Consider the following 23,488-nt stretch of genomic DNA (forward strand, 5'->3'; position numbering starts at 1 on the left):
ACCCGAAAGGCAGACATGTCCGACCCGGTCACTCACGGCATCCACCCCGACATCACCACCGCGTACGGCAACACGCCTCTCGTGCGGTTGAACCGCGTCAGCGAGGGCCTGCCGGGCACGGTGCTCGCGAAGCTCGAGTTCTACAACCCCGCGTCATCCGTCAAGGACCGTCTCGGCATCGCCATCGTGGATGCGGCCGAGAAGGCCGGTGCTCTGCAGCCCGGCGGCACGATCGTCGAGGGCACGAGCGGCAACACCGGCATCGCCCTGGCGATGGTCGGCGCGGCGCGGGGCTACCGCGTCATCCTCACGATGCCTTCCTCCATGTCGATGGAGCGTCGCCTCCTGCTCAAGGCCTACGGCGCCGAGCTCGTGCTCACCGACCCGTCGCTGGGCATGAAGGGCGCCGTGTCGGAGGCGGAGAAGATCGCCGCCGAGACGCCGGGCGCCGTCCTCGCGAAGCAGTTCGCCAACGAGGCCAACCCCGACATCCACCGCCGCACGACCGCGGAGGAGATCCTTCGCGACACCGATGGCCAGGTGGGCTGCTTCGTCGCCGGCATCGGCACGGGCGGCACCATCACCGGCGTCGGCCAGGTGCTCAAGGAGCGCGTCGCCGATGTGAAGGTCGTCGCGGTCGAGCCGAAGGACTCGCCCCTCCTGACGGAGGGAAAGCCCGGCCCCCACAAGATCCAGGGCATCGGGCCCAACTTCATCCCGCCGATCCTCGACCAGGGCGTCATCGACGAGGTGCAGGACGTCACCTTCGACGACGCTGTCCGCGTCGCGCGCGAGGTGGCGCAGAAGGAGGGCATCCTCGTCGGCATCTCGTCGGGAGCCGCCGTCTGGGCCGCGCTCCAGGTCGCGGCACGTCCCGAGTCCGAGGGCAAGAACATCGTCGTGATCATCCCCTCGTTCGGTGAGCGCTACCTCTCGACCCCGCTGTTCGAGGACCTGCGCGAAGACTGATGGGAAGGCTCCGAGCACGCATCCGCGAAGACCTGGCCGCCGCGAAGCTCCGCGATCCCGCGGCTCGCAGCGGCATCGAGATCGCGCTGCTGTACCCGGGGCTGCACGCGGTCTGGTCGTACCGCATCACGCATCGGCTGTGGCTCCGGCGCGCGCGTTTCCTCGCGCGCGCCGGGTCGCAGCTGACCCGCTGGCTCACGGGGATCGAGATCCACCCGGGGGCGCGCATCGGCCGCCGGTTCTTCATCGACCACGGCATGGGCGTCGTGATCGGCGAGACCGCCGTCATCGGTGACGACGTCATGCTCTACCACGGGGTCACCCTCGGCGGCCGCACCCGTCATGCCGGCAAGCGGCATCCCACCCTCCAGGACGGCGTCGCCGTCGGCGCCGGCGCGAAGATCCTCGGTCCGATCACGATCGGCGCCCGAAGCGTCGTCGGCGCCAATGCGGTCGTCACGAAGGATGCCCCGGCCGACTCGGTGCTCGTCGGCGTCCCCGCCCGGCCGCGTGTCCGCCGCGAGGGCGAGGACACCCGCGCCGTCCTGACCGCCCCCGAGTACCACATCTGACTCCCCCCCTCTGCCCCGTCGGCTCGCCAGAAACGGCGGGTGCGGGGCCGGACGGATCCGCAGATCCCGGCGAGTCGACGCGCCGGCGGGAGGAGGAGCGGGGCTCAGTCGTCGGCGAGAGCCGCCAAGCGGGCCTCTTCGTCGGCGGCGATGCAGCTGTCGATGACCGGCGCGAGGGCGCCGTCCATCACCTGATCGAGGTTGTAGGCCTTGTACCCGGTCCGATGATCGGCGATGCGGTTCTCGGGGAAGTTGTACGTGCGGATGCGCTCGGACCGGTCCATCCCGCGGATCTGCGAGCGGCGGGCGTCGGATGCCGCGGCATCCCGTTCCTCCTGCTGCTTCGCGAGCAGCCGGGCGCGCAGTACGCGCATGCCGGCCTCGCGGTTCTGCAGCTGGCTCTTCTCGTTCTGCATCGAGACGACGATGCCCGTCGGCACGTGGGTGATGCGGACGGCCGAGTCGGTCGTGTTGACCGACTGCCCGCCCGGGCCGGACGAACGGAAGACGTCGATCTTCAGGTCGTTCGGGTCGATGGTGATCTCTTCGGGCTCATCGACCTCGGGGAACACGAGCACGCCGGTCGTCGAGGTGTGGATGCGCCCCTGCGACTCGGTGGCGGGCACACGCTGCACGCGGTGCACCCCGCCCTCGTACTTCAGGTGGGCCCACACCCCCTGCGACGGGTCGGACGACGAGCCCTTGATGGCGACCTGGACGTCCTTGTACCCGCCGAGGTCGGACTCGTTGCGCTCGAGCAGCTCGGTCTTCCATCCGCGCGAGGCGGCGTACTGCATGTACATCCGCAGCAGGTCGGCGGCGAAGAGAGCGGACTCCGCTCCCCCTTCGCCCTGCTTGATCTCCATGATGACGTCACGGGCGTCGTCGGGATCGCGCGGGATGAGCAGACGGCGAAGCCGCTCCTGCGCCTCGCGCAGCCCCTCCTCGAGCGCGGGCACTTCCGCGGCGAAGGCCTCGTCCTCGCGGGCGAGCTCGCGAGCCGCCGCGAGATCGTCGGATGCCGCGACCCACGCGTCGTGGGCCGCGACGATCCGCGACAGCTCGGCGTACCGCCGGTTCGCGCGCTTCGCGCGCGCAGCGTCGGCGTGCACCGCGGGGTCGGAGAGCTCCTCCTGAACCGCGCGGTGCTCGTCGAGCAGCCCCCGGACCGACTCGAACACGATCAGCGGATGCTGTTGTCGTGCCCGCCGGAGTGCGTGGTCGGCGCCGGGATCGACTTCTGCATCTGCACGAGGAACTCGACGTTGGACTGCGTCTCCTTGAGCTTGTCGAGGATGACGCCCAGCGCGTGCTGCTGGTCGAGACCCGCGAGGGCACGGCGCAGCTTCCACGTGATCTTGACCTCGTCGGAGGAGAGCAGCATCTCTTCACGACGCGTCGAGGAGGCGTTGACGTCGACGGCGGGGAAGATGCGCTTGTCGGCCAGCTGACGCGACAGGCGCAGCTCGCTGTTGCCCGTGCCCTTGAACTCTTCGAAGATGACCTCGTCCATCTTGGAGCCGGTCTCCACCAGCGCCGTCGCGAGAATCGTGAGCGAGCCGCCGTTCTCGATGTTGCGCGCTGCACCGAAGAAGCGCTTCGGCGGGTACAGCGCCGAAGCGTCGACACCACCGGTCAGGACGCGGCCCGACGTCGGGGCCGACAGGTTGTAGGCGCGACCGAGGCGCGTGATCGAGTCGAGCAGCACGACCACGTCGCGGCCGAGCTCGACGAGACGCTTGGCGCGCTCGATCGCGAGCTCGGCGACGGTCGTGTGGTCCTCGGCGGGACGGTCGAAGGTCGAGGCGATGACCTCGCCCTTCACCGTGCGCTGCATGTCGGTGACCTCTTCGGGCCGCTCGTCGACCAGCACGACCATGAGGTGGACCTCGGGGTTGTTCTGCGCGATCGCGCCCGCGATCTGCTGCAGCACGATCGTCTTGCCGGCCTTGGGCGGTGCGACGATGAGACCGCGCTGGCCCTTGCCGATGGGAGCGACGAGGTCGATGATGCGCTGGGTCAGCTTCTCGGGGCCGGTCTCGAGGCGCAGACGCTCCTGCGGGTACAGCGGCGTCAGCTTGCCGAACTCGACCCGGTCGGCGGCGTCCTCGACGGACAGGCCGTTGATCGAGTCGACCTTGACCAGCGCGTTGTACTTCTGACGGCTCGACTGCTCGCCCTCGCGCGGCTGCTTGATCGCGCCGACGACCGCGTCACCCTTGCGCAGGTTGTACTTCTTCACCTGTCCGAGCGAGACGTAGACATCCTGCGTACCGGGGAGGTAGCCGGTCGTGCGCACGAAGGCGTAGTTGTCGAGAACGTCGAGCACGCCGGCGATCGGGATGAGGACGTCGTCCTCGTTGATCTCGGTCTCGAACTCGTCGCCGCTGCCCTGGCCGCGGCGCTTGTTGCGCTGACGTCCCCGACCGTTCTGTCCCGAGGCGTCGTCATCATCGGCGGCGTTGTTGTTGCCGCCCTGGCCGTTGCCACCCTGGTTCTGGTTGCCGCCCTGGTTCTGGCCGGCCTGGCCCTGGCTGCCCTGCGCGTTGTCCTTGTTGCGGTTGCGGTTGCGGCTGCGCGAACGGCTGCGCGAACGGCCGGTCGACTCGCCTTCGCCCTCGCCGGAGTCGGACTTCGACGAGTCGTCGGAGGAGGCGTCGGCGTCCGGCGCCTGCTCGGCGGGAGCGTCGACGGCACCCTCCGCAGACGGAGCGTCAGCGGATTCGGTGGCCGCATCGCCCGCGGGGGCGGCTTCAGCCTCGGCCTCGGCCTCCTTCTTGGCATTGCGTCCGCGGCCACGGCCTCGCGCCGGCTTCTTCGGCGCCTCCGCGGGCTCCGCCTCGACGGCCTCGGCCGTGGCGTCAGACGCGCTCTCATCCGCAGCCGGCTGCGCGTCGGCGGCGACGGCGTCGGCTGCGGGAGCATCGGCGGTGGCCGACGCATCGGTGGCGGCGGAGAGCTCCGTTGCTGCCTCGGAGGCGGCGGCCGGGGTCTCGTCAGCGGCCGCCGCAGGCGCGGCATCCGTGCTCTTCGCGCGACGGGGTGCTCGCTTGCGCGGCGCCTTCGCCGGCTTCTCGGCGGGCTCAGCCGCCTCGGCGGGGGCGGCGACCTCGGCGGGGGCGGCCACCTCGGCGGGCGCCTGCTCGATGGGCGCCTCTTCGACGGGGGCGGCCTCCTCAGCGGGGGCAGCGTCTTCGACGGGGGCGGCCTCCTCAGCGGGCGTCTCGACGACGGCATCCTGCTGCTCGGTCGCCTCTTCGGCTGGGGCGTCGACGGTCTCGTCGATCGTCGGGTTCTCGGAGTTGGACTCCACGAGTGCTCCTCTTAAACGGTGGATATGACAGAACCGCGTCCAGCGCCGTCCACGGCGGGCGCCATCCACCTGCCACACGCGTCCGGCCGACGGCACGGGGTATGGATCAGGGGTGTTCGCGGTGATTCGCAGAATTGCGACGGAGGCTCAGATCACAAAGGTGTGGAACCCTCCGTATGGTCCCTCACCATACCACCGCGCACATCGACCGCCAGCATCCGCGCGTCCCACGGGGTGTCTGTGGTATGCGCGGCCACCTCGGCGGCCGCAAGACGCTGCCCCGGCCCGTCGGCGAGGACCAGGACGCTGGGGCCGGCACCCGACACGACCGCCGCGAACCCCTCGGCACGCAGAGCCCGGACGAGCTTGTCGGTCTCGACCATCGCCTGGGCGCGGTACGACTGATGGAGCTTGTCCTCGGTGGCCGCGAACAGCAGGTCAGGGCTCTGCGTGAGAGCCGCGACGAGCAGCGCCGAACGCGAGAGATTGAAGATCGCGTCTTCGCGCGTGACCTGCAGAGGGTCGAACCCCCGCGCCACCGAGGTCGACATCGTGAAGTCGGGCACGAACACCAGCGGCGCGACGCCGCGGTGGACGAGCAGCTTCTTGTGCTGCGGGCCGTGCTCGTCGACCCAGGCGATCGTGAGGCCGCCGAACAGGGCCGGCGCGACGTTGTCCGGGTGGCCCTCGAGCTCTGTCGCGAGGCGCAGCAGCGCGTCGGCACCGATCTCCACGTCGCCCGCGAGGAGGCCCTTCGCCGCGAGGAGTCCCGATACGACTGCGGCGCCCGACGAGCCCATCCCCCGCCCGTGCGGGATCGCGTTGACCGCTTCGAGGCGCACGCCGGGCATCGTCCGCCCGAACGCCTCGTACGCGTAGGCCATCGCCCGCACGACGAGGTGCGAGGCGTCCGTCGGGACGTCGGCGGCTCCCTCGCCGGAGACGGTGATCTCGAGGCCGGGTGCCGGCAGCTCCGTGACGATCAGTTCGTCGTAGACGCTGAGCGCGAGACCCAGGGTGTCGAAGCCGGGACCGAGGTTGGCGCTGGTCGCGGGAACACGCACCTGAACCGAGCGGGTCATGCCGTCGCCTCCGGCGCGAGATCGAGCACGGATGCCACTTCCGACGTCGCCGCGTCGACGACGATCGGCTCGGCCTGAGTGCCGTCCGCGTTGCGGAGGGCCCACTGCGGGTCCTTCAGGCCGTGACCGGTGACGGTCAGCACGACGGTCGAGCCCGCGGGGATGACGCCCGCCTCGGCCCGGTCGAGCAGGCCGGCGACGGTGATCGCGGACGCGGGTTCGACGAACACACCGGCCGTGCTCGCGAGAAGCTTCTGCGCCGCGAGGATGCGGTCGTCGTCGATGGCGCCGAACCAGCCCTGCGTCGCGTCACGGGCCTCGAGGGCGAGGTGCCACGAGGCCGGGTTGCCGATGCGGATCGCGGTCGCGATGGTGTCGGGGTCTCTCACGACCTCGCCGCGGACGAGCGGCGCCGATCCGGCGGCCTGGAAGCCGAACATCCGCGGAACGCGCGTCGCCGCCCCGCGGGCCGCCTCCTCGCGGTAGCCGCGAGCATGGGCCGTGTAGTTGCCGGCGTTGCCGACGGGCACGAAGTGGAAGTCCGGCGCGTCGCCCAGCTGCGACACGATCTCGTACGCCGCGGTCTTCTGCCCGTCGATGCGATCGGGATTGACGGAGTTGACCAGGTGCACCGGATAGTGGTCGGCCAGTTCGCGCGCGATCTCGAGGCAATCGTCGAAGTTGCCGCGGATCTGGATGAGACGGCCGCCGTGCGCGACCGCCTGACTCAGCTTGCCCATCGCGATTTTGCCCTCCGGGACGAGGACGGCAGCTGTGATTCCGGCGTGGGCGGCGTAGGCCGCAGCAGAGGCCGACGTGTTGCCCGTCGAGGCGCAGATGACGGCCTTCGCCCCGCGCTCGACGGCGCGCGAGAGCGCGACCGTCATCCCGCGGTCCTTGAACGACCCCGTCGGGTTCATGCCCTCGAACTTCACCCAGACGTCGGCGCCGGTGCGCCGCGAGAGCTCGCGAGCGGGCACCAGCGGCGTACCGCCCTCGCCGAGCGTCACGATCGTCGACGATTCGGTGACGTCGAGACGGTCGGCGAACTCGCGCAGGACCCCCTGCCACACGTATGCCATGTCAGTCTCCCTCGACCCGGAGCACCGAGACGACGCGCTTGACGACGCCGCTCTCGCCGAGCGAGGCGACAGCGTCGCTGAGGTCCTGCTCGCGGGCGGTGTGCGTGCCGATGACCAGGCGGGCCGTCTGCACGTCGCCGTCGGCGACGATCGTCTGCTCGAGCGTCGCCACCGAGACGTTGCCGTCGCTGAGCAGCCCCGCCACCGCGGCGAGGACGCCCGAGCGGTCGTCGACCTCGAGGGTGATCTGGTAGCGCGTGGTGACGTGACCGATCGGGACGACCGGCAGGTTCGCCCGCGTCGACTCCCCCACGCCCACACCGCCGGCGATGTGGCGGCGGGCCGCCGATACAACGTCGCCCAGCACAGCCGACGCGGTCTGCACCCCGCCCGCGCCCGCGCCGTAGAACATGAGGTCGCCCGCGGCCTCCGCCTGGACGAACACGGCGTTGTTGGCTCCGTGCACGCTCGCGAGCGGGTGCTCGCGAGGCACGAGCGCGGGGTAGACGCGCACCGAGATCGTCTCGCCCGACGGCGACACCTCGGCATCGGCGAGGCGCTCGCACACGGCGAGGAGCTTGATGACGAAGCCGGCCTTGCGCGCGGCATCCATCATGTCGGCGTCGATCTGGGTGATGCCCTCGCGGTGCACCGCATTCAGCGGCACGGCGGTGTGGAAGGCGAGCGACGCGAGGATCGCGGCCTTCTGGGCAGCGTCGTACCCCTCGACGTCGGCGGTCGGGTCGGCCTCGGCGTACCCGAGCGCCTGCGCGTCGGCCAAGACGTCGGCGAAGTCCGATCCCTCGCGGTCCATGCGATCGAGGATGTAGTTCGTCGTTCCGTTGACGATGCCCATGATGCGCTGCACCCGGTCGCCGGCGAGCGAGTCGCGCAGCGGGCGGATGATCGGGATGGCGCCGGCGGCCGCAGCCTCGTAGTAGATCGACGCGCCCACCTGGTCGGCCGCTTCGAACAGCTCGGGTCCGTGCGTGGCGAGCAGCGCCTTGTTCGCCGTGACGATGTCGGCTCCGGCGCCGATGGCCTTCAGGATGCTCGTGCGCGCGGGCTCGATCCCGCCCATCAGCTCGATGACGATGTCGGAGCCGACGAGGAGCGGTTCGGGATCGGTGGTCAGCAGCTCGCGCGGCAGCTCGACGTCTCGCGGCGCGTCGATGTCGCGCACCGAGATACCGACGAGGTCGAGGGCGGCTCCGGCGCGATCGGCCAGTTCGTCTCCATGCTTGAGCAACAGCGCGGCGACCTGCGAGCCGACGGCGCCGGCTCCGAGCAGGGCCACGCGCAGGCGGCGGTAGTCCGTCATTCGGCTCCTTCTGTGGGGATGCCCGCGTCGCGGGCGAGCAGGTCGTCGATCGTCTCGCCGCGGACGATCACCCGGGCTACGCCGTTCGAGACGGCGACGACGGGCGGGCGCGGGACGTAGTTGTAGTTGCTGGCGAGCGAGTAGCAGTAGGCACCCGTCGCCGGGACAGCCAGCAGATCGCCCGGAGTGACGTCGGCGGGCAGGTATTCGGCGTCGACGACGATGTCGCCCGATTCGCAGTGCCGACCCACGACACGCGAGAGCGCGGCGGGCGCGTCGCTGCGACGGTTCGCGACTCGTGCCGAATAGGCCGCGCCGTACAGGGCGGGCCGTGCGTTGTCGCTCATGCCGCCGTCGACGCTGACGTACAGGCGCTCGAGCTCGTCGCTGACGCGGACCGGCTTGGTGGTGCCGACCTCGTACAGGGTCACCCCGGCGCGGCCGACGATGGCCCGACCGGGCTCGAAGGCGAGCATCGGCAGCGGGATGCCGTGGGCCTCGCACTCGCGAGCGACGGCCGCGACGATGCCGTCGGCCAGCTCTTCGATCGGGGTCGGGTCGTCGACGCTCGTATAGGCGATGCCGAAGCCGCCGCCGAGATTGAGCACCGGAACCTCGCCGCCGCCGAGAAGGCGGGCGTGGACGGCCACGAGCCGTGACGCCGACTCGGCGAAGCCCGCCGTACCGAAGATCTGCGATCCGATGTGGCAGTGGAGCCCGAGGAAACGCAGCGAGGGCAGCTCGCGGATGCGAGCGACCACGGCCTCGGCATCCGTGAGCGCGAAGCCGAACTTCTGGTCCTCGTGGGCCGTCGCGAGGAAGTCGTGGGTCTCGGCGTGCACGCCGCTGTTGACCCGGACCAGCACGGGCTGGACCGCCTCGCGTGCGGCGGCGATCTCGGCGAGCCGGTCGATCTCGACGAGGCTGTCGACGATGACGGAACCGACTCCGAGTTCGACGGCGCGCGCGAGCTCGAGGCGCGACTTGTTGTTGCCGTGCAGTCCGATGCGCGCCGGATCCGCTCCCGCAGCCAGGGTGACGGCGAGCTCACCGCCGGTCGCGACGTCGACCGCGAGCCCTTCCGCCGTCACCCATCGCACGATCTCGGTGCTCAAGAACGCCTTGCCGGCGTAGTACACCCGAGCGCTCGTGCCGTGGCGTGCGGCGGCGGCGTCGAATGCCTGACGGACGCGACGCGCCTGCGCCACGACGGCATCCTGGTCGAGCACGTAGAGCGGCGTGCCGAACTGAGCGGCGAGGTCGGTGGTCGCGATGCCGCCGACGGACAGCGCACCGAGGTCGTCGCGCTCGGCGCGGGGCGGCCAGACGGCTTCGACCAGCTCGTTGACGTCAGCGGGAGGGAGCAGCCATTCCGGTACGGCAGGGCGGACGTCGGACGCGGACACGGGAACACCAATCGGGAGAGACGCTGACCGTCCGGCAGACGGGGCCGCGACGGTGCCGCCAGTCTAGGACACCCGCCGCGCGGGCTCCGCCGGTGTGACCGCCCGCGACAGACGCGGCCGTGAGCCCGCTCACGAGAGCGACGAGGGCGCGTCCTCTTCCGCGAGCCGGGCGACGGCCCGGCGGATCCGCGCCGCCCGCGCAGCATCCGACGGCGCGCTCAGGACAGGATGCAGGACGGAGTACCGCTCGGCGGCGCGGAGCGCGGCGAACCGGCGGGATGCCGCGGGCGACGCCGCGAGCACAGCCTCGAGGTCAGCCGGCACCGCGGCCCCGGCCTGGCCTGCGTAAGCGCGTTCCCAGCGCCCGTCGGCCTGCGCACGCTCGACCTCCATCCGGCCGCGGGGACGCATGCGCCCCTCCGCGACCAGCCGCTCGATGATCCCCACATTGCGGAGCGACCAGATCGAACGGGCGCGGCGCGGCGTGAAGAGCTGCAGGAAGGTGGAGTCGTCTCGGGAGTTCCGCCGGCCGTCGATCCAGCCGCTGCAGAGCGCCTCGTCGAGCGCCTCGGCGTACGTCAGCGACGTCGGCTCCGTCACGTTCTTCTTTGCGAGCACCAGCCGCACGCCGTCGGAGTCGGACTCGTGCGCGTCGAGCCAGGCTCGCCACGCGGCCGCATCCGAGACGACGAGAAGAGGCGGACCGCCGGCATCCGCTGTCATGAGCACTCCACGCTTGTAGCCTGGCGCAGGAGGCGATGATGGGCAATGGAACGCGCGAACCGGCCGGACTCGACGAGCGTATCGGTGCGCTGAAGGAACGCATCTATGCGACGGTGACCGGGCTGGCGATCCTGGCGGGACTCCTCACGGCCGAGCACGTCACGGTCACCGAGTCGATCTTCGCCCTCGCGGTCGGCATCTTCGCGATCGCGGCCGCCGGCTTCGTCGCCGAAGTCATCGCCCATCAGATCGGGCATCGCCAGTTCCCGAGCGCACGAGAGCTGGCGGTCATGGCGCGCACGGCCGTGGTCGCCCTCGGAACCGCGTCGCTCCCGCTGCTCGCGCTGCTGCTCGCCCTGCTCGACCTCATCGACCTCGACACGGCGCTGATCATCGGGATCATCGCCGACGCGGCGGTGCTGGTCGGTGTCGTGCTGCTCGCCAGTGCGCGCACGGGCCTGACCGCGCTGCAGCGCCTGGTCGCATCCGCGCTGCTGCTCGGGCTGGTCGCGGCGGTCGCCGTCGCGCTTCTCCTCGCTCACGGCCACTGAGCCGGGGCAGGCGTCCGGGTGGGGCGGCCGGCTCAGGCGCAGGTGCCGTCGGCCTGAAGCGCCGGATCGCGGATGATCGCTCCGTCGACATCGACCTCGGCCACCAGCGCGCCGGGTTCCACGCGCACCTCGCGCAGCGTCAGCCCGGCGGGAAGGCGATCGCGGATGCAGATCGGGTAGTCGCGCAGCACGCCGTCGGCGGCCGAGCCGAATCGCTGGCGGAGATCGTCGCCGGTCAGCGCCGCGCCACCGAGCCGGACAGCAGTGGGCGTCAGGACGATGTCACCGTCTGCAGCGCTCGGCGTCAGGTCGAGCCCGAGCGGAACCGAGAGGGCGAACAGCGGCATCTCGACGTCGACCGTCACGTTCGGCGGATCCAGCGTGACCCCCGCACCTGAGTCGCCGGAGACCTGCGATAGCAGGGTCTCGAGCTGGTCCTCCGCGAAGACCACCGTCGCCTCCGCCGATCCGATGTCGCCTCCGTCGGCTCGAATGGGAACATCGGTCGCGCGCACCGACACGTCGGCCACGACGTCGCCGAGCGGGATCCCGTCGCTCGCCACATCGAGACGGTCGAGCCGGCCCCCGATGACCTGGGGCAGCACCGGCTCGTCGAAGCCGACGTCGATCTGCCGGTCCTCGGGCAGTGCGAGCCGGGTGATCACCTGCTCGCGCACGGTATTCGTGAGGATGCTGCGCGTGATGCTCTCAGCGACGAACCACGCGGCGATCGCAAGGCCGACGACCACGACGAGAGCGATGATCCACGGCAGCGCCCGCCGCCGTCGCTTCGGCGGCACGGCGACAGCCTCGGGCAGCGGAAGGGTGGGCTGAGTGGCACCGCTCACGTCGGTCACATCCGTTCGGGGGCGCTGACACCCAAGAGGTCGAGCCCGTTGCGCAGCACCTGCCCGGTGGCGTCGTTGAGCCAGAGGCGAGTGCGGTGGAGGTCGGTGACCTCTTCGTCTCCGAGCGGCGTGACACGGCAGGTGTCGTACCAGCGGTGGTAGAGGCTCGCGAGCTCCTCGAGGTACCGGGCGACCCGGTGCGGCTCGCGCAGCTCGGCAGCGAACGCCACGACGCGCGGGAACTCCTGGAGCGCGCCGAGGAGAGCCGACTCGGTCTCGTGGTCGAGCAGCTCCGGGGCGAACGCATCGCGGGTGACCCCGGAGTCGGCGGCGTTGCGCGCGACGTTGTGCGTGCGGGCGTGCGCGTACTGCACGTAGAACACGGGGTTGTCGTTCGTGCGCTTCTGCAGGATCTCGGGATCGAGGGTCAGCGGCGAGTCGGCGGGGTAACGCGCGAGCGAGTAGCGCAGCGCGTCGGTGCCGAGCCAGTCGCGCAGGTCGTCGAGCTCGATGATGTTGCCCGCACGCTTGGACAGACGCGCACCGTTGACCGAGACGAGCTGGCCGATCAGCACCTCGATGTCCTTCTCGGGGTCGTCACCGGCCGCGCCTGCGAGGGCCTTCAAACGGTGGACGTAGCCGTGGTGATCAGCGCCCAGCAGGTAGATCTTGTGCGCGAAACCGCGGTCGCCCTTGTTCAGGTAGTAGGCGGCATCGGCGGCGAAGTAGGTGTACTCGCCGTTGGAACGACGGATGACGCGGTCCTTGTCGTCACCGAAGTCGGTCGTCCGCACCCAGACGGCGTCGTCCTGATCGAAGACGTGTCCCTGCGCACGCAGCCGGTCCACGGCCTGGTCGACGAGACTCGGTCCACCGTCGGCGGGGGTCGCGTGCAGCAGCCGCTCGCTGAAGAACACGTCGAAGTGCACGTTGAACTTCTCGAGCGAGTCCTTGAGGTCGGCCATCTGGAGCTCGTAGCCGAGGTCGAGAGCGACCTGCTCCTGCTCCTCGAGGGCGAGGGTCAGCAGATCCGGGCGCGCCGACAGCACCCGCTGGGCGAGGTCGTCGATGTACGCGCCGGGGTAGCCGTCCTCGGGCGTGGGCTCTCCCTTGGCGCTCGCGAGCACGGAGCGGCCGAACCGCTGCATCTGCGCTCCCGCGTCGTTGATGTAGAACTCGCGGACGAGCTCGGCCCCACTGGCGAGCAGGAGACGGGCGATCGCGTCGCCGAGCGCCGCCCAGCGCGTGTGCCCGATGTGCATCGGACCGGTGGGGTTCGCGCTCACGAACTCGAGATTGATCGAGTTGCCGGCCTGGCTGTCGTTGCGGCCGAACGCGGCCCCCGCCTCGACGATCTCGCGGGCGAGCGCGCCGGCGGCGGCGGCATCCAGGCGAATGTTGATGAACCCGGGGCCGGCGACCTCGACGGATGCCACCCCCGGCGTCTCGGCGAGCGCCGCGGCGATCTCGGCGGCGAACTCACGCGGGTTCGCACCGACACGCTTGGCCAGCTTCATCGCCGCGTTGGACGCCCAGTCGCCGTGGTCCCGGTTCTTGGGGCGCTCGAACACGAAGTCGGCGGCGGTGAGACCATCGCTCGAGCCGGGGCGTCGCGCCTCGGCGAGCGGGGCGACGACGGACAGGAGGGCTTCGGCAAGAGCATCGGGATTCATAGCCCTCCGATTCTAGGCGGGCGGCCACGGGCCCGATGCTGAACGTCTCGCGGACGGCATCACGCGAGGGTGATGAAAGCCTCGTGATCGTCTCGGGCGGGATCGTCGACGGCGGCGTCTCCCCCGGCGACCTCGGCATCGACCCGCAGATGCGTGAGCGCGACGTTGCCGCCGTAGTAGCTGAGGAACGCGCAGTCGGCGGCATCCCGGCCGGTCGCGATCCGGACGAGCCCGCGGCGGTTCGACAGCCGAGTCGCGTCGATGACGTGCCAGGCGCCGTCGACGTACGCCTCGGCGACGGCGTGGAAATCCATCGGGCGAAGCCCCGGCGCGTAGCAGGCGGCATAGCGCGCGGGAACGTCCATCGCGCGCAGCAGCGCGATGACGAGGTGGGCGTAGTCGCGGCACACCCCCTGTCCGGTCGCGAGGGTCGTGACCGCGGAGTCGGTGCCGAGGCTGAGACCCGGCGCGTAGGTCGTGTTCGAGGCCACGAAGTCGCTGATGGCCGAGACGAGTTCGCGGCCCTGCAGGCCCCGGAACTGCCGACGCGCGTGCGCGAACACCTCGTCGGACTGCGCGTAGCGACTCGGCCGCAGGTACGCGATGGTCTCGAGCTCGCTCGTCGGCGCCGGGGCGGCGGAGCCGTCGACGACAGCGCGGTACCGAACCGAGATCGTGCCCGCTTCTCCCGCGAGGCGATGGATGCGCGTGCCCGCGGGAGACGCGGGCGGGTCGACGATCTCGGAGACGGACAGCGAGCGGCCGGCGAGCGTGACGCTCAGTTCTTCGTTGCGGAAAGACGCCGCGCGCGACGCGGCGATCTGCAGGATGACGTCGACGGGACCGGTCAGCTGGAGGTCGAGTTCGGCCGTCAGGATGCGCTGCACCGGGTAATCCTCGCACGCAGCGAAGCGCCGTCGGGCCGCTCCCGGCGGTGATCGGATCGGCCGCGATGAGAGGCTGGTGGTCGGCCATGAAACGAGGAGCCCTCATGTCGAAGACCGTCACCCTCATCCGCGCGTCATCCCTGTCGGATGCCGCTGAGTACGCGTACGCGGCCACCGCGCCCGCCGACGCGCGCCTCATCTTCCTGGCCGGTTCGTGCCCGCTCGCCGCCGACGGGTCGACGGTCGGCGTCGGCGACTACGCCGCCCAGGCGGCATCCTGCATCGAGAACATGAAGGTCGCCCTGGCGGCCGCCGGCGCGGGGATCGAGAACGTCATCAGCACGCGTGTGCTCGTCGCGTCGAGCTCGCAGGCCGACCTCGTCACCGCCTGGGAGGTGGTGCGCGACGCCTTCGGAGACCACGACGTGCCCAGCACGCTGATGGGCGTGACGGTGCTCGGCTACGACGATCAGCTCGTCGAGATCGAAGCCGTCGCCGCCGTCCGCGACTGAGGGGTCAGGCCTCGGGCCGCGCGGTCTTGCCACGCAGGCGTCCCGGCACCCCATCCGATGACGTACCCTCAGCGTGTGCGAACCCGAAACGCCCGCCCCCGCCGCAGAACCGTGTGGGCTGTCTCGGCGATCTCGGCCGCCGTCGTCGCGGTGGCGCTGACGGCATTCCTGCGGCCCTGGGCGGCTCCCACGGCGGCACCGGTGGCGGCCGGACCCGGCGCGGTCGCGAGGATCGAGGCGCCGCCGCTCGCGCTTCCCACGGGGGCTCGCGTTCTGATCTTCGGCGACTCGTGGACCTACGGCTCCGCGGCATCCGATCCGACCCTCGGATACGCCTATGTCGTCGCCCAGCGAACCGGGTGGACGACGATCGTCGACGGCATCCGCGGCAGCGGCTACCTCAAGCCGGGCATCGACGGTCCCGCGTTCGGCGACCGAATCGCCGCGCTCGACCCCGCACTCGATCCCGACCTCGTGATCATCCAGGGGTCGATCAACGACCGCAAGCAAGGTGCCGCCGGGTACCGCGACGCCGTGAACGCGGCGTGGGACGATCTCGCGGCGACCTACCCCGAAGCGCGCATCGTCGTGCTGGGCCCCGCACCGCAGGTGCTCCCGGTCGAGAGTGAGACGGCCCGCGTCGACCGGGATCTCGCCGAGCTCGCCGGCGCCCGGGGCTGGTGGTACCTCTCCCCCATCGCCGAGGGCTGGATCACCGACGCCAACTACAGCGACGTCATCGACACCAGTGCCACGGGGCGCGACCACCCATCGACAGCGGGGCACGCGTATCTCGCCGATCGCCTCGCAGCCGACGTCGCGGCGATCACGGATGCACCGGCCGTCGCCGCCGAGCCCGTTCCCGAGCCGCTCGTCCCCTGACCCGCTGGTCTCGCCGCCTAAGCGCCGCTGTGGGGCGAAGGGCCCGTGCTGAGGTGCTCGTGCACGAGACGCCAGCCCGAGCCGGTGCGGTGGAAGACGTTGGTCGCCCGACCGCGACCGCTTCGGGCCTGTCCGTCGATGTGTCCGCTCCAGCGATACGTGTAGACGGCCACCGCCGCATCGGCGGCATCCACGACCCACTCGACGTCCTCCGCCCCGTAGACCTCATCGGGGATGAGCGTCCACGTCCGCTCGAAGTAGGCGCGGACGGAAGCGAGGCCGACGCAGGTGGCATCGCCGAAGTAGTACACCGCGCTCGCGTCGAGCACTTGTGCAACCTCGTCGAAGTCATGCGTGTTGGTCGCGGCGATGTAGCGGGCGAGCGTCTCGGATGCGGTCATGTCTTGGTCCTTTCGTTCATCGGAGCGGCGGCGCCGACGACGGCGCTCATGCTCCACACCGGTGGCGCGCCCCGCGGTTCGACCCGCGAGACGACCGAGAAGCCGTGTCGTTCGTAGAGCCGGACGTTGCGCTCGTCCGATGTGTCGAGCGCGAAGCGGTCGGCGCCCCGTCGCCCGCCCTCCGCGAGCGCGAACCGGATGAGGTCGGATGCGAGGCCCTGCCCCTGACTGGCGGGCACGACGCCGACCGTCTCGATCCGCCACGAGTCCGGCTCGGACGGCGTGTCAGCGGCGTCGCCGAGTCGTCCGAGTCGGTCGCCGTGCAGCTGAACGATGCGGTCGACGACGGCCGGTGCCGGGTCGGGCGCATCCGGCGGGAGCACGGCGATCACTCCGTCAGCGGGCCCCGTGACCCCGACGAAGCCGTGGGCGTGCGCGTGCCGCAGGTAGACGAGCTGCAGCTCACGGAGCCGCCACGCGTAGTCATCGTCGGGGATGACATGGCGTGTCCACGCGTAATCCTCGAACGCCTCCGCGAGAGCGTCGGCGGCGGCATCCAGTTCGTTCTCGGCGGCGAGACGAGTGCGAGGTGTCATGCGGGTGCGTCCTTGGGTTGCTTGCGGTCGGATGCCGGCGCTGTCGGCGTCGCGGAACCGGATTCGATGATCGCCTGCAGCGTCGCCAGGTGGCGGGCGAACGCCTCGCGACCGGCATCCGTGATGCCGACCCACGTCCGCGTCCGCCTGCCGACGGCTTCTTTCCGCACCTCGACGAGCCGCGCGTCGGCCAGCACGGTGAGCGTCTGCGACAGGGTCGAGTCGCTCACCTCGAGCAGGTCGGCGAGGAAGCGGAAGTCGACGTCCTCGAGATTGCGGAGGGCAGCGAGCAGCGAGAAGCGCACGGGCGAATGGATGAGGGCGTCGATGTCCTTGCGCGGGTGACTCATCGGCGTGAGCTCGGGAAGAGGCAGGCGAGGATCGGAGAGATTGACACGATTCCCGCGAGAACCCACCACCACGGCGACGAGAGCTGGAGCAGTTGGAGCGCCGGGTCGAGCATCAGCGTGTAGAGCGCGAACCAGGTCGCGACCGCGATCCCCATGTTCCGCAGTCCGTTGCGGGGCACCGACCGCTGGTAGCGGAACGCGATGGTCCAGATGCAGAGCGTCGCGAGGAGGAAGGGTGCGAAGGCCTTCCAGTAGCCGACGCCGGCGACGTCGATCGACAGGGTGAACGCGAGCGCGTACGTGGCCTGCGCCACGACGAAGATCCGGAACCAGCGCGTCGCGCGACGCGCATCCCTCTCGGCCTTCGTCCCGACGGCGACCATGCGGGCTGCGTCATCGTATGCGAAGCTGTTTTGCGCCATGCAATGACTTTAACAGTTGTAAAGCGAATGCTGCCACCTCTCCCGCGGTCGTTCCGGTCGCCTCCGCGGTGATAGTCTCGATCGGCACGCCTCCGTAGCTCAGGGGATAGAGCGTTGGTTTCCGGTACCAAAGGTCGCAGGTTCGATTCCTGTCGGGGGCACAGTAGAGAGTAAGGCAAGCAGGTCAGGCGGGGAATCCCGGTGCATCCCTAAGTGCATCCCACGCCTCACGAAGCCAGTCGACGCACGATCCGGTGGGATGTCATCGGGTCATGCTCGACCGCTTCCCGCGTCAACACGGCACGGTGCAGCAACTGCCAGTACCGTGCGGGACGCAACCCGAGCTCACGGATGATGGCTTCTTCCTTGCGCCCCGTCCATGTGGGGTGTGCGGCTTCGAAGTCGAGCAGCTGTGCTGTGCTGACCATGCACCCCATCATCGGTGGGGGTTCGGACATTGCTGTATGGTGCGGGCATGCCGAGCAACCGTCGTTCAGGAAGCCGCCCCTTCCCGTCCGCAGATCAGATGCGAGCCGAGACGGGCCCGTTCCTCGGTCAGGGGACACCGGAGGCAACCCCGGTAGTGTCACGTCAGGCGACACCGGAAGAACTCGAGCGCGCGCGGAACCGAAAGCGACGCTGACTACCCGCGGCCGGCGTCGAGGATGCCGTTCAGGTCAGGGTAGATCCCGCCCGGTGGTGGGCCGGGGCTGTGCGACGCGATGAACGCATGGTGGATACGGAAGCACGCTTCCCGGAGCGTGGCTGTGTAGCCGGCCGGCCGCCCCATCGCGGTCACCCGGTACGCGATCCGCCCGTCGACCCGGCGGATCTCCACGAGCCCGTACTCACGGCCGTCAGGGTCGACCATCGTCCACGTGCCGGGTACGCGTTCCTCGGCAGCAAGTATCGGGTGCCAGTTGGCCATGGGTGTCGATCATGCCATCCGGCGCCGACATGGTCTACCATGAGTGCATGACGCGGCAGGAGATTGAGCACGAGATCGTGTCGCTCGTCGCGCAAGCGCGCGCAGAGGGCTGGTACGAGGACGATCCCTCATGGGCTCAAGTTGACGACCGGCTCTCACAGCTAGGCCTCGTATCAAACTAGCCTCGGCGAAGGCGCGCCACCAGTCCCGGACACGCGAAACAGCCCCCGACCGACCTCGCGTGGAGGCGGTCGGGGGCTGAACTATCTGCGTGCGATAGATGTGTTTCCGGTACACTCTCGCGCATGACCGCCGACCGACTGCCGATACATCGGATCGCAGCGTGGTTCGTCCGCCGCAACTCGCGGTGCGTAATGTGCAGGCAGCGCCCGAAGCGATCCGGTGACCGGTACTGCTCGGACGCGTGCGGAGAGTTCGACGCCGAGATGCAGGCGCACGGCTAGAACACCGTCGAGACCTTCAGCGCGTCACAGACGAAGCCGACAGCGGTGCTTCCCAGACCGATGCCGGCATATCCGGCCGCGCTGGTTACCGAGTCCGTGACGTTCGCCACTTCGGAACCGTTGACGAGGACGCGGATAGCTGTCCCGTTCACATCCAGCGCGACCGATGCGGGGGCTGTGATCGGAATAGCCGACGCGATCACCGCCCCGTTCGACTCGAGCTGCATGGAAGTCGACCCGACGGCCAGTCGATAACCGCCCGCGCCCGAAACGTTCGACGTGCGCGCTGACAGGTAGACGAAGCCGGCCGTCGGTAGAGCGTCGAACGTCAGCTCCACCCGTCCGCGCGGATCCGGAAGTAGGAATTGCCCCCAGACGCCACTGCCACTCCCCGGGACTAGCTTGCCCCCACTCACTGTTCCGCGATCGGACGGGCCGGGCGTTGCATAGCCTGCCGGCGACCCACCGTCGAAGGCATCCGTCGTCCGACCCGCCAGGACGCCAGATCCGGAGAATCCGTCGCTAGTGAAGGCGCGGAACGATGGTGCAGCAGTCGTGGCAGACACGGCTGCGGAGGGAGCGCTGTCGACACCAGCACCGTTCCGAGCAGTCACGCGGAATTCGTACTGCGTCACGGGCGTCAGGCCGGACACGGTAGCTGCGGTCGTGGTGGGCTGCGGCCCGGCAGTCCACGAGGCGGCACCAACCGCACGGTATTCGACCCGGTAGCTGACCGCGTTCACGGGCGCCGTCCACGTCAGTGAAACCGAGGTTCCCGCCACCGCTCCTATGGCAACGCCCGTCACTTGTCCTGCAGGCGCGCTGTATCCCGAATCGTAAGGGAGCCCTGCATAGAGCTTCGCGAATGCGTCAGCCATATTGGCTGCGATCTCCACCTCGCCTTGACGGGAAAAGTGGTTGCCATCGCCCTTGTTGCGGTTCAGCGGAGCTGGCACGAAGGCGACGGCGCGGTGGCGTTCCGCGACGGTCGCATGGACGGCGTTGATCGCGGCTCGGGTGCCGGTGTTGAGGTACTCCGGAACCATGCCGCCGACGAGCAGCGGCATGTCGTCGCCAACGATTGCGCGCATCGCCACGATGTTTGCGTCGTGATCCGCCTGGTAGGTGGCGCCGGAGACATTCTGGTCGCCGTCACTCTCGCCCTGAATGCTGATAGCTGCGAAGTCGATCCACGTCTCGCCGCGTGCTTCGATCGCCGCGATGGCGTCCGCTCGCAGTCGCACCCAGTTATCCCACAGCGAGTCGCGGACGCTGGAACGCCAGGTGGCGGCGGTGTCCTTTGACAGCTGCGTTCCTCCCCGAGCCGACGGGATGATGAGGATCCTCCGACCGCCATTGAGGCCCCGTGCGATGAGCTGCCGTGCGAACTGGAACATCGGCCCAATTCCCGGGGTCCCGCCTTCATTCATGTCGAGCGGTTCGGTCGCCTTGCGGAGGGTCCGCGTCTTGTAGCCGAACTGGAAGATGAGTTCGTTCTCCGGATCGGTGACAGCGGAGTACGGAGTTCCACGTCCAGCCACGTTGGACTGTGCTGCCGGTGGTCCCGCGTGTAGCAGCAGCCACTCATTCCCGGCGGCCTCGGCAATGGCGGTGGATAGTTGGGTGTTGGTCTGTGATCCGGGGGTGGTGATCAGGTTCGCGACGGACGCGTCCGTGGGGGTGTCAGCCTGGTCGATGATCGTCGCGGCGGTGAGGACAGACTGCACCTCCCCCGGTGACATCGTCGACCAGCCGAGGCCGACCCACGACACCACTCCATCGCCCACCTTCACCCGTTTCAGGGTGGAGTCGTATCCCATTTCCCCGTCGCCGAGGACAGGGTTCGCTGCCGCCCACTCGGCAGTTGTGCCGCGGCGGATAGTGATCTGCGCGAGTGCCATGCGAAACCCCTTCCCGTGTCAGTGGTTGGTTGCGTTGATCGCGTTGACGTCGCCGACCGACCCCTTCGGGACGGAACCGAGGCCGAGGCGGGTGAGGAACTCGTTCACACCGGGGACTGCCATGATCCGTGACACGAGGCCGATGATGAGCGCGGTGACGGCGACGATCGCGTTGAGCCACACGAACACGACCGGGTGCACGGCCACGTCGGTCTGCGCGGTCAGGTACGCGATTGCGGCGGCTGCGACACCGTTCGCGAGGGGGACGAGGACGATGAGGGATCCGGCGATCGAACGCAGGGCGCGCTGGGTCTTGAACCAGATTTCGGGAACGGGAGTGGACATTGCTTCCTCCAAACAGGAAAGCCGCCCCGAGAGGCGGCGGAATAAGGTGCGGACTGGGCCTACCGGCGTATCCAGTGAGGCGGAATGGTGTCCTCGATGAGGACGATGTCGGAGGGGTTCAGGTTCGGTGTGCCGAACTGCTGATCGATCGCACGGAAGACCCGCCCGACTGCGCCCCACTTCTTGTCGTGGTTGTCGACCTTCGTTTTCAACTCGTCGATCTGTTCCCACGCGGACTCAAGCTGAGTTTCCACGCGCGCGTCGATACGAGCATCCAGGGCAGTCTTCGCGTCCGCCTGCGTCTTCCCGCGGGTGCCGATGTACGCGACCAGCGCCCCACCGAGCAGGAACACACCACCGATGACCGCGATGACGATTTCGCTCATGCAACCACCGCCCGTCGTTCCTTGAACTCCTCCCCGAGCAGGTTCAACCGGAAGAACGCGAGGGGCAGACCGAACGTCAGCATCCCCACGACGAACAGGTTCGGTCCCGGGTTCTCGGAGAACAGGAGAATCGTGGTGACGTAACCGGCGACGAGCCCGACGAGGAGGATCTTCCCGACGATCTCCACCGCCCACAGTCTGGGGAACGCGACGCCGGCGAGGCAGACGACTGCGACACCTGTGAGCACACCACCGAACAGGTCGACCATGAGTGGGTTGAAGAGCCGGTTCAGGATGGTGGAACCGAACATGATCGCCTGGATGCCGGCGAAGATCGCTATCGCGTCATACAGGGGCAACCAGACTCTTTTCAGGTTCCGGTACTTGAACTCGTCGGGCGGGATCGCGTCGGGGTGCCAGATAGACGCCCGCCACAGGCGCCGCATCAGCTCCGTGCGGCTTCCTGCTGAGCCAACCGCAGACGGATCTCCTCCGCGCTCCACGTGACCGTGTCATACGCGCCCTGCTTCAGAACAGGCAGAGTCGACGGGTCGTACACCGGGTTCAGCTCGTCACCGGCGAACGTGTAGACCGTGCCCGACGGGTCACCGTACACGAGCACGAACGGGAGCCGGTCGTGGCGTCGCAGGTTGCTCTCCGCGATCATCCGCTTGTGCGTCTCCGGGTGAACCTCCTGGATCTCGAGACCCTTCGACAGTGCGACCTCGACCTCCTCAGGCGAACCGAACTGCACAACCAGCGAACCAATCGCGAGCGACTGGCCGATGCTCGACGTGATGATCTTCATCTCTACCTCTTCCTCCACGACCTCGAAGGTCTGCGGGACAAACGGGCGACTTTTGTTCGCGGCGGGCGCGGACAAGACTTCGCGGATTGTGTCAGCCGGGTCACGGAACGCCCTCAGCGTGCGATGCCCGGCAACCTTGCTGTACGCCGACTCGGGGTGAGTGCTGATGACCAGGTGCAGGTGGATGCCACCCCACGCGCTGCCCGGATAGTCGACGTGACCCATCGGCAGCGTGCTCGGCCCGCCGGCGAGCCGTCCCACTCGTTCCCCGGGACCGATCCAGTCACCGCGTACCGGTAGACGGTCCTTCGACAGGTGACAGTACGAATGGAACAGGCCGTGCCCGACGTCGAGAACAACGACCGACCCGAGGGTCTCGGAGGCTCGGATCACCCGAACGACGGTCCCCCCGAGCAGCGCCGGGACGTCGATCACGCGACGGTTCGTGCCGATGTCGATACCAATGTGCCGGAACTCGACAATCGAGTACAACGCACCCCACGCGGCAAAGAGGAGCGTCCACATACGGACGGCGTAGAACTCGGCTCGAGAGAGCATCACGCCTCCTACTGTTCGGCGACGAACGACATGTCGAGCGTCATCCGGAACGTTGAGGTCGGGGTGTCACCAATGAGGATCCGACCATCCGGGTAGATATCGACCTGACGGGCCTGACCGTTCGCCCACACAACCTTCTGCTGCACCTTCCCCGGACGGAACCCGACCGGGAGTGTGGTGATTCGGACACCGATACCGGGGTCACCGTTTCGGATCAGCCCGGTTACGTGCACGGTCCGGTTCAGCCGGCGGACACGCGCGATCTCGTACGCCTCACCCCAGTTCTGCCAACCGTTCGCGAGGGTCAGATCAATCCACCCCGTGTCCTCGATGATCAGGAGACCCTGGGGGCGGTCGGCGGTTCGGAGGTACACGAGACCCGTGTCAGTCTCCGAGATCAACCAACCCACCTTCGTCTGACCGGCAGTCAACTGCTGCCGCTCCGTCGACGTGACCCGCAGGACACCACCGATCTGCTCGACCCGGTCCGCGATCCGCTGCATGTCAG

27 protein-coding genes and 1 tRNA gene are annotated in these 23,488 nt (G+C 69.2%); 6 read left to right on the plus strand and 22 right to left on the minus strand.

The window, feature by feature from the left end:
* The first annotated feature begins 15 nt into the window (after positions 1-15).
* On the plus strand, positions 16-969 hold the full coding sequence (gene cysK, locus VC184_RS11160) for a cysteine synthase A (RefSeq protein ID WP_323986159.1): 954 nt from the start codon (positions 16-18) through the stop codon (positions 967-969).
* Positions 969-1,541: a serine O-acetyltransferase EpsC gene (epsC, locus tag VC184_RS11165; protein WP_323986160.1), complete on the plus strand. Its 573-nt coding sequence runs from the start codon at positions 969-971 to the stop codon at positions 1,539-1,541. Before cysK ends, epsC begins: the two co-directional genes overlap by 1 nt.
* A gap of 104 nt (positions 1,542-1,645) precedes the next feature.
* Here the strand turns inward: epsC and prfA are convergent, their stop codons facing one another.
* The 7 genes from prfA to VC184_RS11200 form a co-directional block, all read right to left on the minus strand.
* Entirely contained in the window at positions 1,646-2,722 is a 1,077-nt protein-coding gene (prfA, locus tag VC184_RS11170) for a peptide chain release factor 1 (RefSeq protein ID WP_323986161.1), read from the minus strand.
* 2 nt (positions 2,723-2,724) lie between these two features.
* On the minus strand, positions 2,725-4,854 hold the full coding sequence (gene rho / locus VC184_RS11175; protein WP_323986163.1) for a transcription termination factor Rho: 2,130 nt from the start codon (positions 4,852-4,854) through the stop codon (positions 2,725-2,727).
* Positions 4,855-5,006: 152 nt separating this feature from the next.
* Complete coding sequence (gene thrB / locus VC184_RS11180) at positions 5,007-5,936, minus strand: homoserine kinase (RefSeq protein ID WP_112617273.1); 930 nt, start codon at positions 5,934-5,936, stop codon at positions 5,007-5,009.
* Entirely contained in the window at positions 5,933-7,018 is a 1,086-nt protein-coding gene (gene thrC / locus VC184_RS11185; protein WP_323986165.1) for a threonine synthase, read from the minus strand. Before thrC ends, thrB begins: the two co-directional genes overlap by 4 nt.
* Before the next feature lies 1 nt (position 7,019).
* Positions 7,020-8,339 (minus strand): homoserine dehydrogenase, encoded by a 1,320-nt coding sequence (locus VC184_RS11190; RefSeq protein ID WP_269267739.1) that lies wholly within the window; start codon positions 8,337-8,339, stop codon positions 7,020-7,022.
* A complete protein-coding gene (lysA, locus tag VC184_RS11195; RefSeq protein WP_323986167.1) occupies positions 8,336-9,745 on the minus strand; it encodes a diaminopimelate decarboxylase in 1,410 nt (469 codons plus the stop codon). The genes VC184_RS11190 and lysA overlap by 4 nt, the downstream gene beginning before the upstream one ends.
* A gap of 129 nt (positions 9,746-9,874) precedes the next feature.
* Positions 9,875-10,468: a YdeI/OmpD-associated family protein gene (locus VC184_RS11200; RefSeq protein WP_323986169.1), complete on the minus strand. Its 594-nt coding sequence runs from the start codon at positions 10,466-10,468 to the stop codon at positions 9,875-9,877.
* A 35-nt stretch (positions 10,469-10,503) separates the two neighbouring features.
* Here VC184_RS11200 and VC184_RS11205 point away from each other — a divergent pair, with 35 nt between their 5' ends.
* The gene (locus tag VC184_RS11205) at positions 10,504-11,019 is read left to right on the plus strand and encodes a hypothetical protein (protein WP_269267742.1); all 516 of its coding nucleotides are present in this window, start codon (positions 10,504-10,506) and stop codon (positions 11,017-11,019) included.
* A 32-nt stretch (positions 11,020-11,051) separates the two neighbouring features.
* Here the strand turns inward: VC184_RS11205 and VC184_RS11210 are convergent, their stop codons facing one another.
* Genes VC184_RS11210 through VC184_RS11220 form a run of 3 tightly spaced genes read right to left on the minus strand, consistent with a single transcriptional unit; the run spans position 11,052 to position 14,427 of the window.
* Complete coding sequence (locus VC184_RS11210; RefSeq protein ID WP_323986170.1) at positions 11,052-11,867, minus strand: LmeA family phospholipid-binding protein; 816 nt, start codon at positions 11,865-11,867, stop codon at positions 11,052-11,054.
* Between the two features lie 5 nt (positions 11,868-11,872).
* The gene (locus tag VC184_RS11215; protein WP_323986172.1) at positions 11,873-13,540 is read right to left on the minus strand and encodes an arginine--tRNA ligase; all 1,668 of its coding nucleotides are present in this window, start codon (positions 13,538-13,540) and stop codon (positions 11,873-11,875) included.
* A gap of 59 nt (positions 13,541-13,599) precedes the next feature.
* Positions 13,600-14,427, minus strand: coding sequence for a transglutaminase-like domain-containing protein (locus VC184_RS11220; protein WP_274178803.1), 828 nt, complete (start codon positions 14,425-14,427; stop codon positions 13,600-13,602).
* A gap of 104 nt (positions 14,428-14,531) precedes the next feature.
* On the opposite strand from VC184_RS11220, the gene VC184_RS11225 reads away from it, so the two are divergent.
* Together VC184_RS11225 and VC184_RS11230 are read left to right on the plus strand one after the other, a co-directional pair.
* Positions 14,532-14,939 (plus strand): RidA family protein, encoded by a 408-nt coding sequence (locus VC184_RS11225; RefSeq protein WP_114588469.1) that lies wholly within the window; start codon positions 14,532-14,534, stop codon positions 14,937-14,939.
* Between the two features lie 75 nt (positions 14,940-15,014).
* Positions 15,015-15,821, plus strand: a complete 807-nt coding sequence (locus tag VC184_RS11230) for an SGNH/GDSL hydrolase family protein (RefSeq protein WP_323986174.1) — start codon at positions 15,015-15,017, stop codon at positions 15,819-15,821.
* A gap of 17 nt (positions 15,822-15,838) precedes the next feature.
* On the opposite strand, the gene VC184_RS11235 is transcribed toward VC184_RS11230, so the two are convergent.
* The 4 genes from VC184_RS11235 to VC184_RS11250 are packed head-to-tail and all read right to left on the minus strand — an operon-like array spanning position 15,839 to position 17,590.
* Positions 15,839-16,222, minus strand: a complete 384-nt coding sequence (locus tag VC184_RS11235) for a YybH family protein (RefSeq protein WP_274178806.1) — start codon at positions 16,220-16,222, stop codon at positions 15,839-15,841.
* The gene (locus tag VC184_RS11240) at positions 16,219-16,818 is read right to left on the minus strand and encodes a GNAT family N-acetyltransferase (protein ID WP_323986176.1); all 600 of its coding nucleotides are present in this window, start codon (positions 16,816-16,818) and stop codon (positions 16,219-16,221) included. The genes VC184_RS11235 and VC184_RS11240 overlap by 4 nt, the downstream gene beginning before the upstream one ends.
* Positions 16,815-17,168 carry a transcriptional regulator gene (locus VC184_RS11245; RefSeq protein WP_274178808.1) on the minus strand — a complete coding sequence of 118 codons (354 nt, stop codon included), beginning with the start codon at positions 17,166-17,168 and terminating at the stop codon, positions 16,815-16,817. The genes VC184_RS11240 and VC184_RS11245 overlap by 4 nt, the downstream gene beginning before the upstream one ends.
* Positions 17,165-17,590, minus strand: a complete 426-nt coding sequence (locus VC184_RS11250; protein WP_323986178.1) for a hypothetical protein — start codon at positions 17,588-17,590, stop codon at positions 17,165-17,167. The genes VC184_RS11245 and VC184_RS11250 overlap by 4 nt, the downstream gene beginning before the upstream one ends.
* 88 nt (positions 17,591-17,678) lie before the next feature.
* Between VC184_RS11250 and VC184_RS11255 the strand changes: the two genes are divergently transcribed.
* Positions 17,679-17,751, plus strand: a tRNA-Arg gene (locus VC184_RS11255).
* A 66-nt stretch (positions 17,752-17,817) separates the two neighbouring features.
* On the opposite strand, the gene VC184_RS11260 is transcribed toward VC184_RS11255, so the two are convergent.
* From VC184_RS11260 to VC184_RS11295, 8 genes are all read right to left on the minus strand, one after another.
* Positions 17,818-18,018 (minus strand): DUF3263 domain-containing protein, encoded by a 201-nt coding sequence (locus VC184_RS11260; RefSeq protein WP_323986180.1) that lies wholly within the window; start codon positions 18,016-18,018, stop codon positions 17,818-17,820.
* A 215-nt stretch (positions 18,019-18,233) separates the two neighbouring features.
* Positions 18,234-18,518, minus strand: coding sequence for a hypothetical protein (locus VC184_RS11265; RefSeq protein WP_323986182.1), 285 nt, complete (start codon positions 18,516-18,518; stop codon positions 18,234-18,236).
* Between the two features lie 460 nt (positions 18,519-18,978).
* On the minus strand, positions 18,979-20,883 hold the full coding sequence (locus tag VC184_RS11270) for a sialate O-acetylesterase (RefSeq protein WP_323986184.1): 1,905 nt from the start codon (positions 20,881-20,883) through the stop codon (positions 18,979-18,981).
* A gap of 18 nt (positions 20,884-20,901) precedes the next feature.
* Complete coding sequence (locus VC184_RS11275; RefSeq protein WP_323986185.1) at positions 20,902-21,228, minus strand: hypothetical protein; 327 nt, start codon at positions 21,226-21,228, stop codon at positions 20,902-20,904.
* 59 nt (positions 21,229-21,287) lie between these two features.
* Positions 21,288-21,614: a hypothetical protein gene (locus VC184_RS11280; protein ID WP_323986187.1), complete on the minus strand. Its 327-nt coding sequence runs from the start codon at positions 21,612-21,614 to the stop codon at positions 21,288-21,290.
* On the minus strand, positions 21,611-22,060 hold the full coding sequence (locus VC184_RS11285; RefSeq protein WP_323986189.1) for a hypothetical protein: 450 nt from the start codon (positions 22,058-22,060) through the stop codon (positions 21,611-21,613). Before VC184_RS11285 ends, VC184_RS11280 begins: the two co-directional genes overlap by 4 nt.
* A complete protein-coding gene (locus tag VC184_RS11290) occupies positions 22,060-22,980 on the minus strand; it encodes a peptidoglycan DD-metalloendopeptidase family protein (protein ID WP_323986190.1) in 921 nt (306 codons plus the stop codon). Before VC184_RS11290 ends, VC184_RS11285 begins: the two co-directional genes overlap by 1 nt.
* Positions 22,981-22,988: 8 nt before the next feature.
* Positions 22,989-23,483 carry a hypothetical protein gene (locus VC184_RS11295; RefSeq protein WP_323986191.1) on the minus strand — a complete coding sequence of 165 codons (495 nt, stop codon included), beginning with the start codon at positions 23,481-23,483 and terminating at the stop codon, positions 22,989-22,991.
* Positions 23,484-23,488 lie beyond the last annotated feature (5 nt).

Origin of the sequence: Microbacterium plantarum (assembly GCF_035231185.1) — a bacterium.
GTDB classification, from domain to species: Bacteria; Actinomycetota; Actinomycetes; order Actinomycetales; family Microbacteriaceae; genus Microbacterium; species Microbacterium plantarum.

Coding starts and splice junctions, on each gene's coding strand:
- cysK (WP_323986159.1), top strand. CDS start 16: ATGTCCGACCCGGTCACTCACGGCATCCACCCCGACATCACCACCGCG.
- epsC (WP_323986160.1), top strand. CDS start 969: ATGGGAAGGCTCCGAGCACGCATCCGCGAAGACCTGGCCGCCGCGAAG.
- thrB (WP_112617273.1), bottom strand. CDS start 5,936: ATGACCCGCTCGGTTCAGGTGCGTGTTCCCGCGACCAGCGCCAACCTC.
- thrC (WP_323986165.1), bottom strand. CDS start 7,018: ATGGCATACGTGTGGCAGGGGGTCCTGCGCGAGTTCGCCGACCGTCTC.
- VC184_RS11190 (WP_269267739.1), bottom strand. CDS start 8,339: ATGACGGACTACCGCCGCCTGCGCGTGGCCCTGCTCGGAGCCGGCGCC.
- VC184_RS11200 (WP_323986169.1), bottom strand. CDS start 10,468: ATGACAGCGGATGCCGGCGGTCCGCCTCTTCTCGTCGTCTCGGATGCG.
- VC184_RS11205 (WP_269267742.1), top strand. CDS start 10,504: ATGATGGGCAATGGAACGCGCGAACCGGCCGGACTCGACGAGCGTATC.
- VC184_RS11215 (WP_323986172.1), bottom strand. CDS start 13,540: ATGAATCCCGATGCTCTTGCCGAAGCCCTCCTGTCCGTCGTCGCCCCG.
- VC184_RS11225 (WP_114588469.1), top strand. CDS start 14,532: ATGTCGAAGACCGTCACCCTCATCCGCGCGTCATCCCTGTCGGATGCC.
- VC184_RS11235 (WP_274178806.1), bottom strand. CDS start 16,222: ATGACCGCATCCGAGACGCTCGCCCGCTACATCGCCGCGACCAACACG.
- VC184_RS11240 (WP_323986176.1), bottom strand. CDS start 16,818: ATGACACCTCGCACTCGTCTCGCCGCCGAGAACGAACTGGATGCCGCC.
- VC184_RS11245 (WP_274178808.1), bottom strand. CDS start 17,168: ATGAGTCACCCGCGCAAGGACATCGACGCCCTCATCCATTCGCCCGTG.
- VC184_RS11250 (WP_323986178.1), bottom strand. CDS start 17,590: ATGGCGCAAAACAGCTTCGCATACGATGACGCAGCCCGCATGGTCGCC.
- VC184_RS11260 (WP_323986180.1), bottom strand. CDS start 18,018: ATGGTCAGCACAGCACAGCTGCTCGACTTCGAAGCCGCACACCCCACA.
- VC184_RS11265 (WP_323986182.1), bottom strand. CDS start 18,518: ATGGCCAACTGGCACCCGATACTTGCTGCCGAGGAACGCGTACCCGGC.
- VC184_RS11270 (WP_323986184.1), bottom strand. CDS start 20,883: ATGGCACTCGCGCAGATCACTATCCGCCGCGGCACAACTGCCGAGTGG.
- VC184_RS11275 (WP_323986185.1), bottom strand. CDS start 21,228: ATGTCCACTCCCGTTCCCGAAATCTGGTTCAAGACCCAGCGCGCCCTG.
- VC184_RS11280 (WP_323986187.1), bottom strand. CDS start 21,614: ATGAGCGAAATCGTCATCGCGGTCATCGGTGGTGTGTTCCTGCTCGGT.
- VC184_RS11285 (WP_323986189.1), bottom strand. CDS start 22,060: ATGCGGCGCCTGTGGCGGGCGTCTATCTGGCACCCCGACGCGATCCCG.
- VC184_RS11290 (WP_323986190.1), bottom strand. CDS start 22,980: ATGCTCTCTCGAGCCGAGTTCTACGCCGTCCGTATGTGGACGCTCCTC.
- VC184_RS11295 (WP_323986191.1), bottom strand. CDS start 23,483: ATGCAGCGGATCGCGGACCGGGTCGAGCAGATCGGTGGTGTCCTGCGG.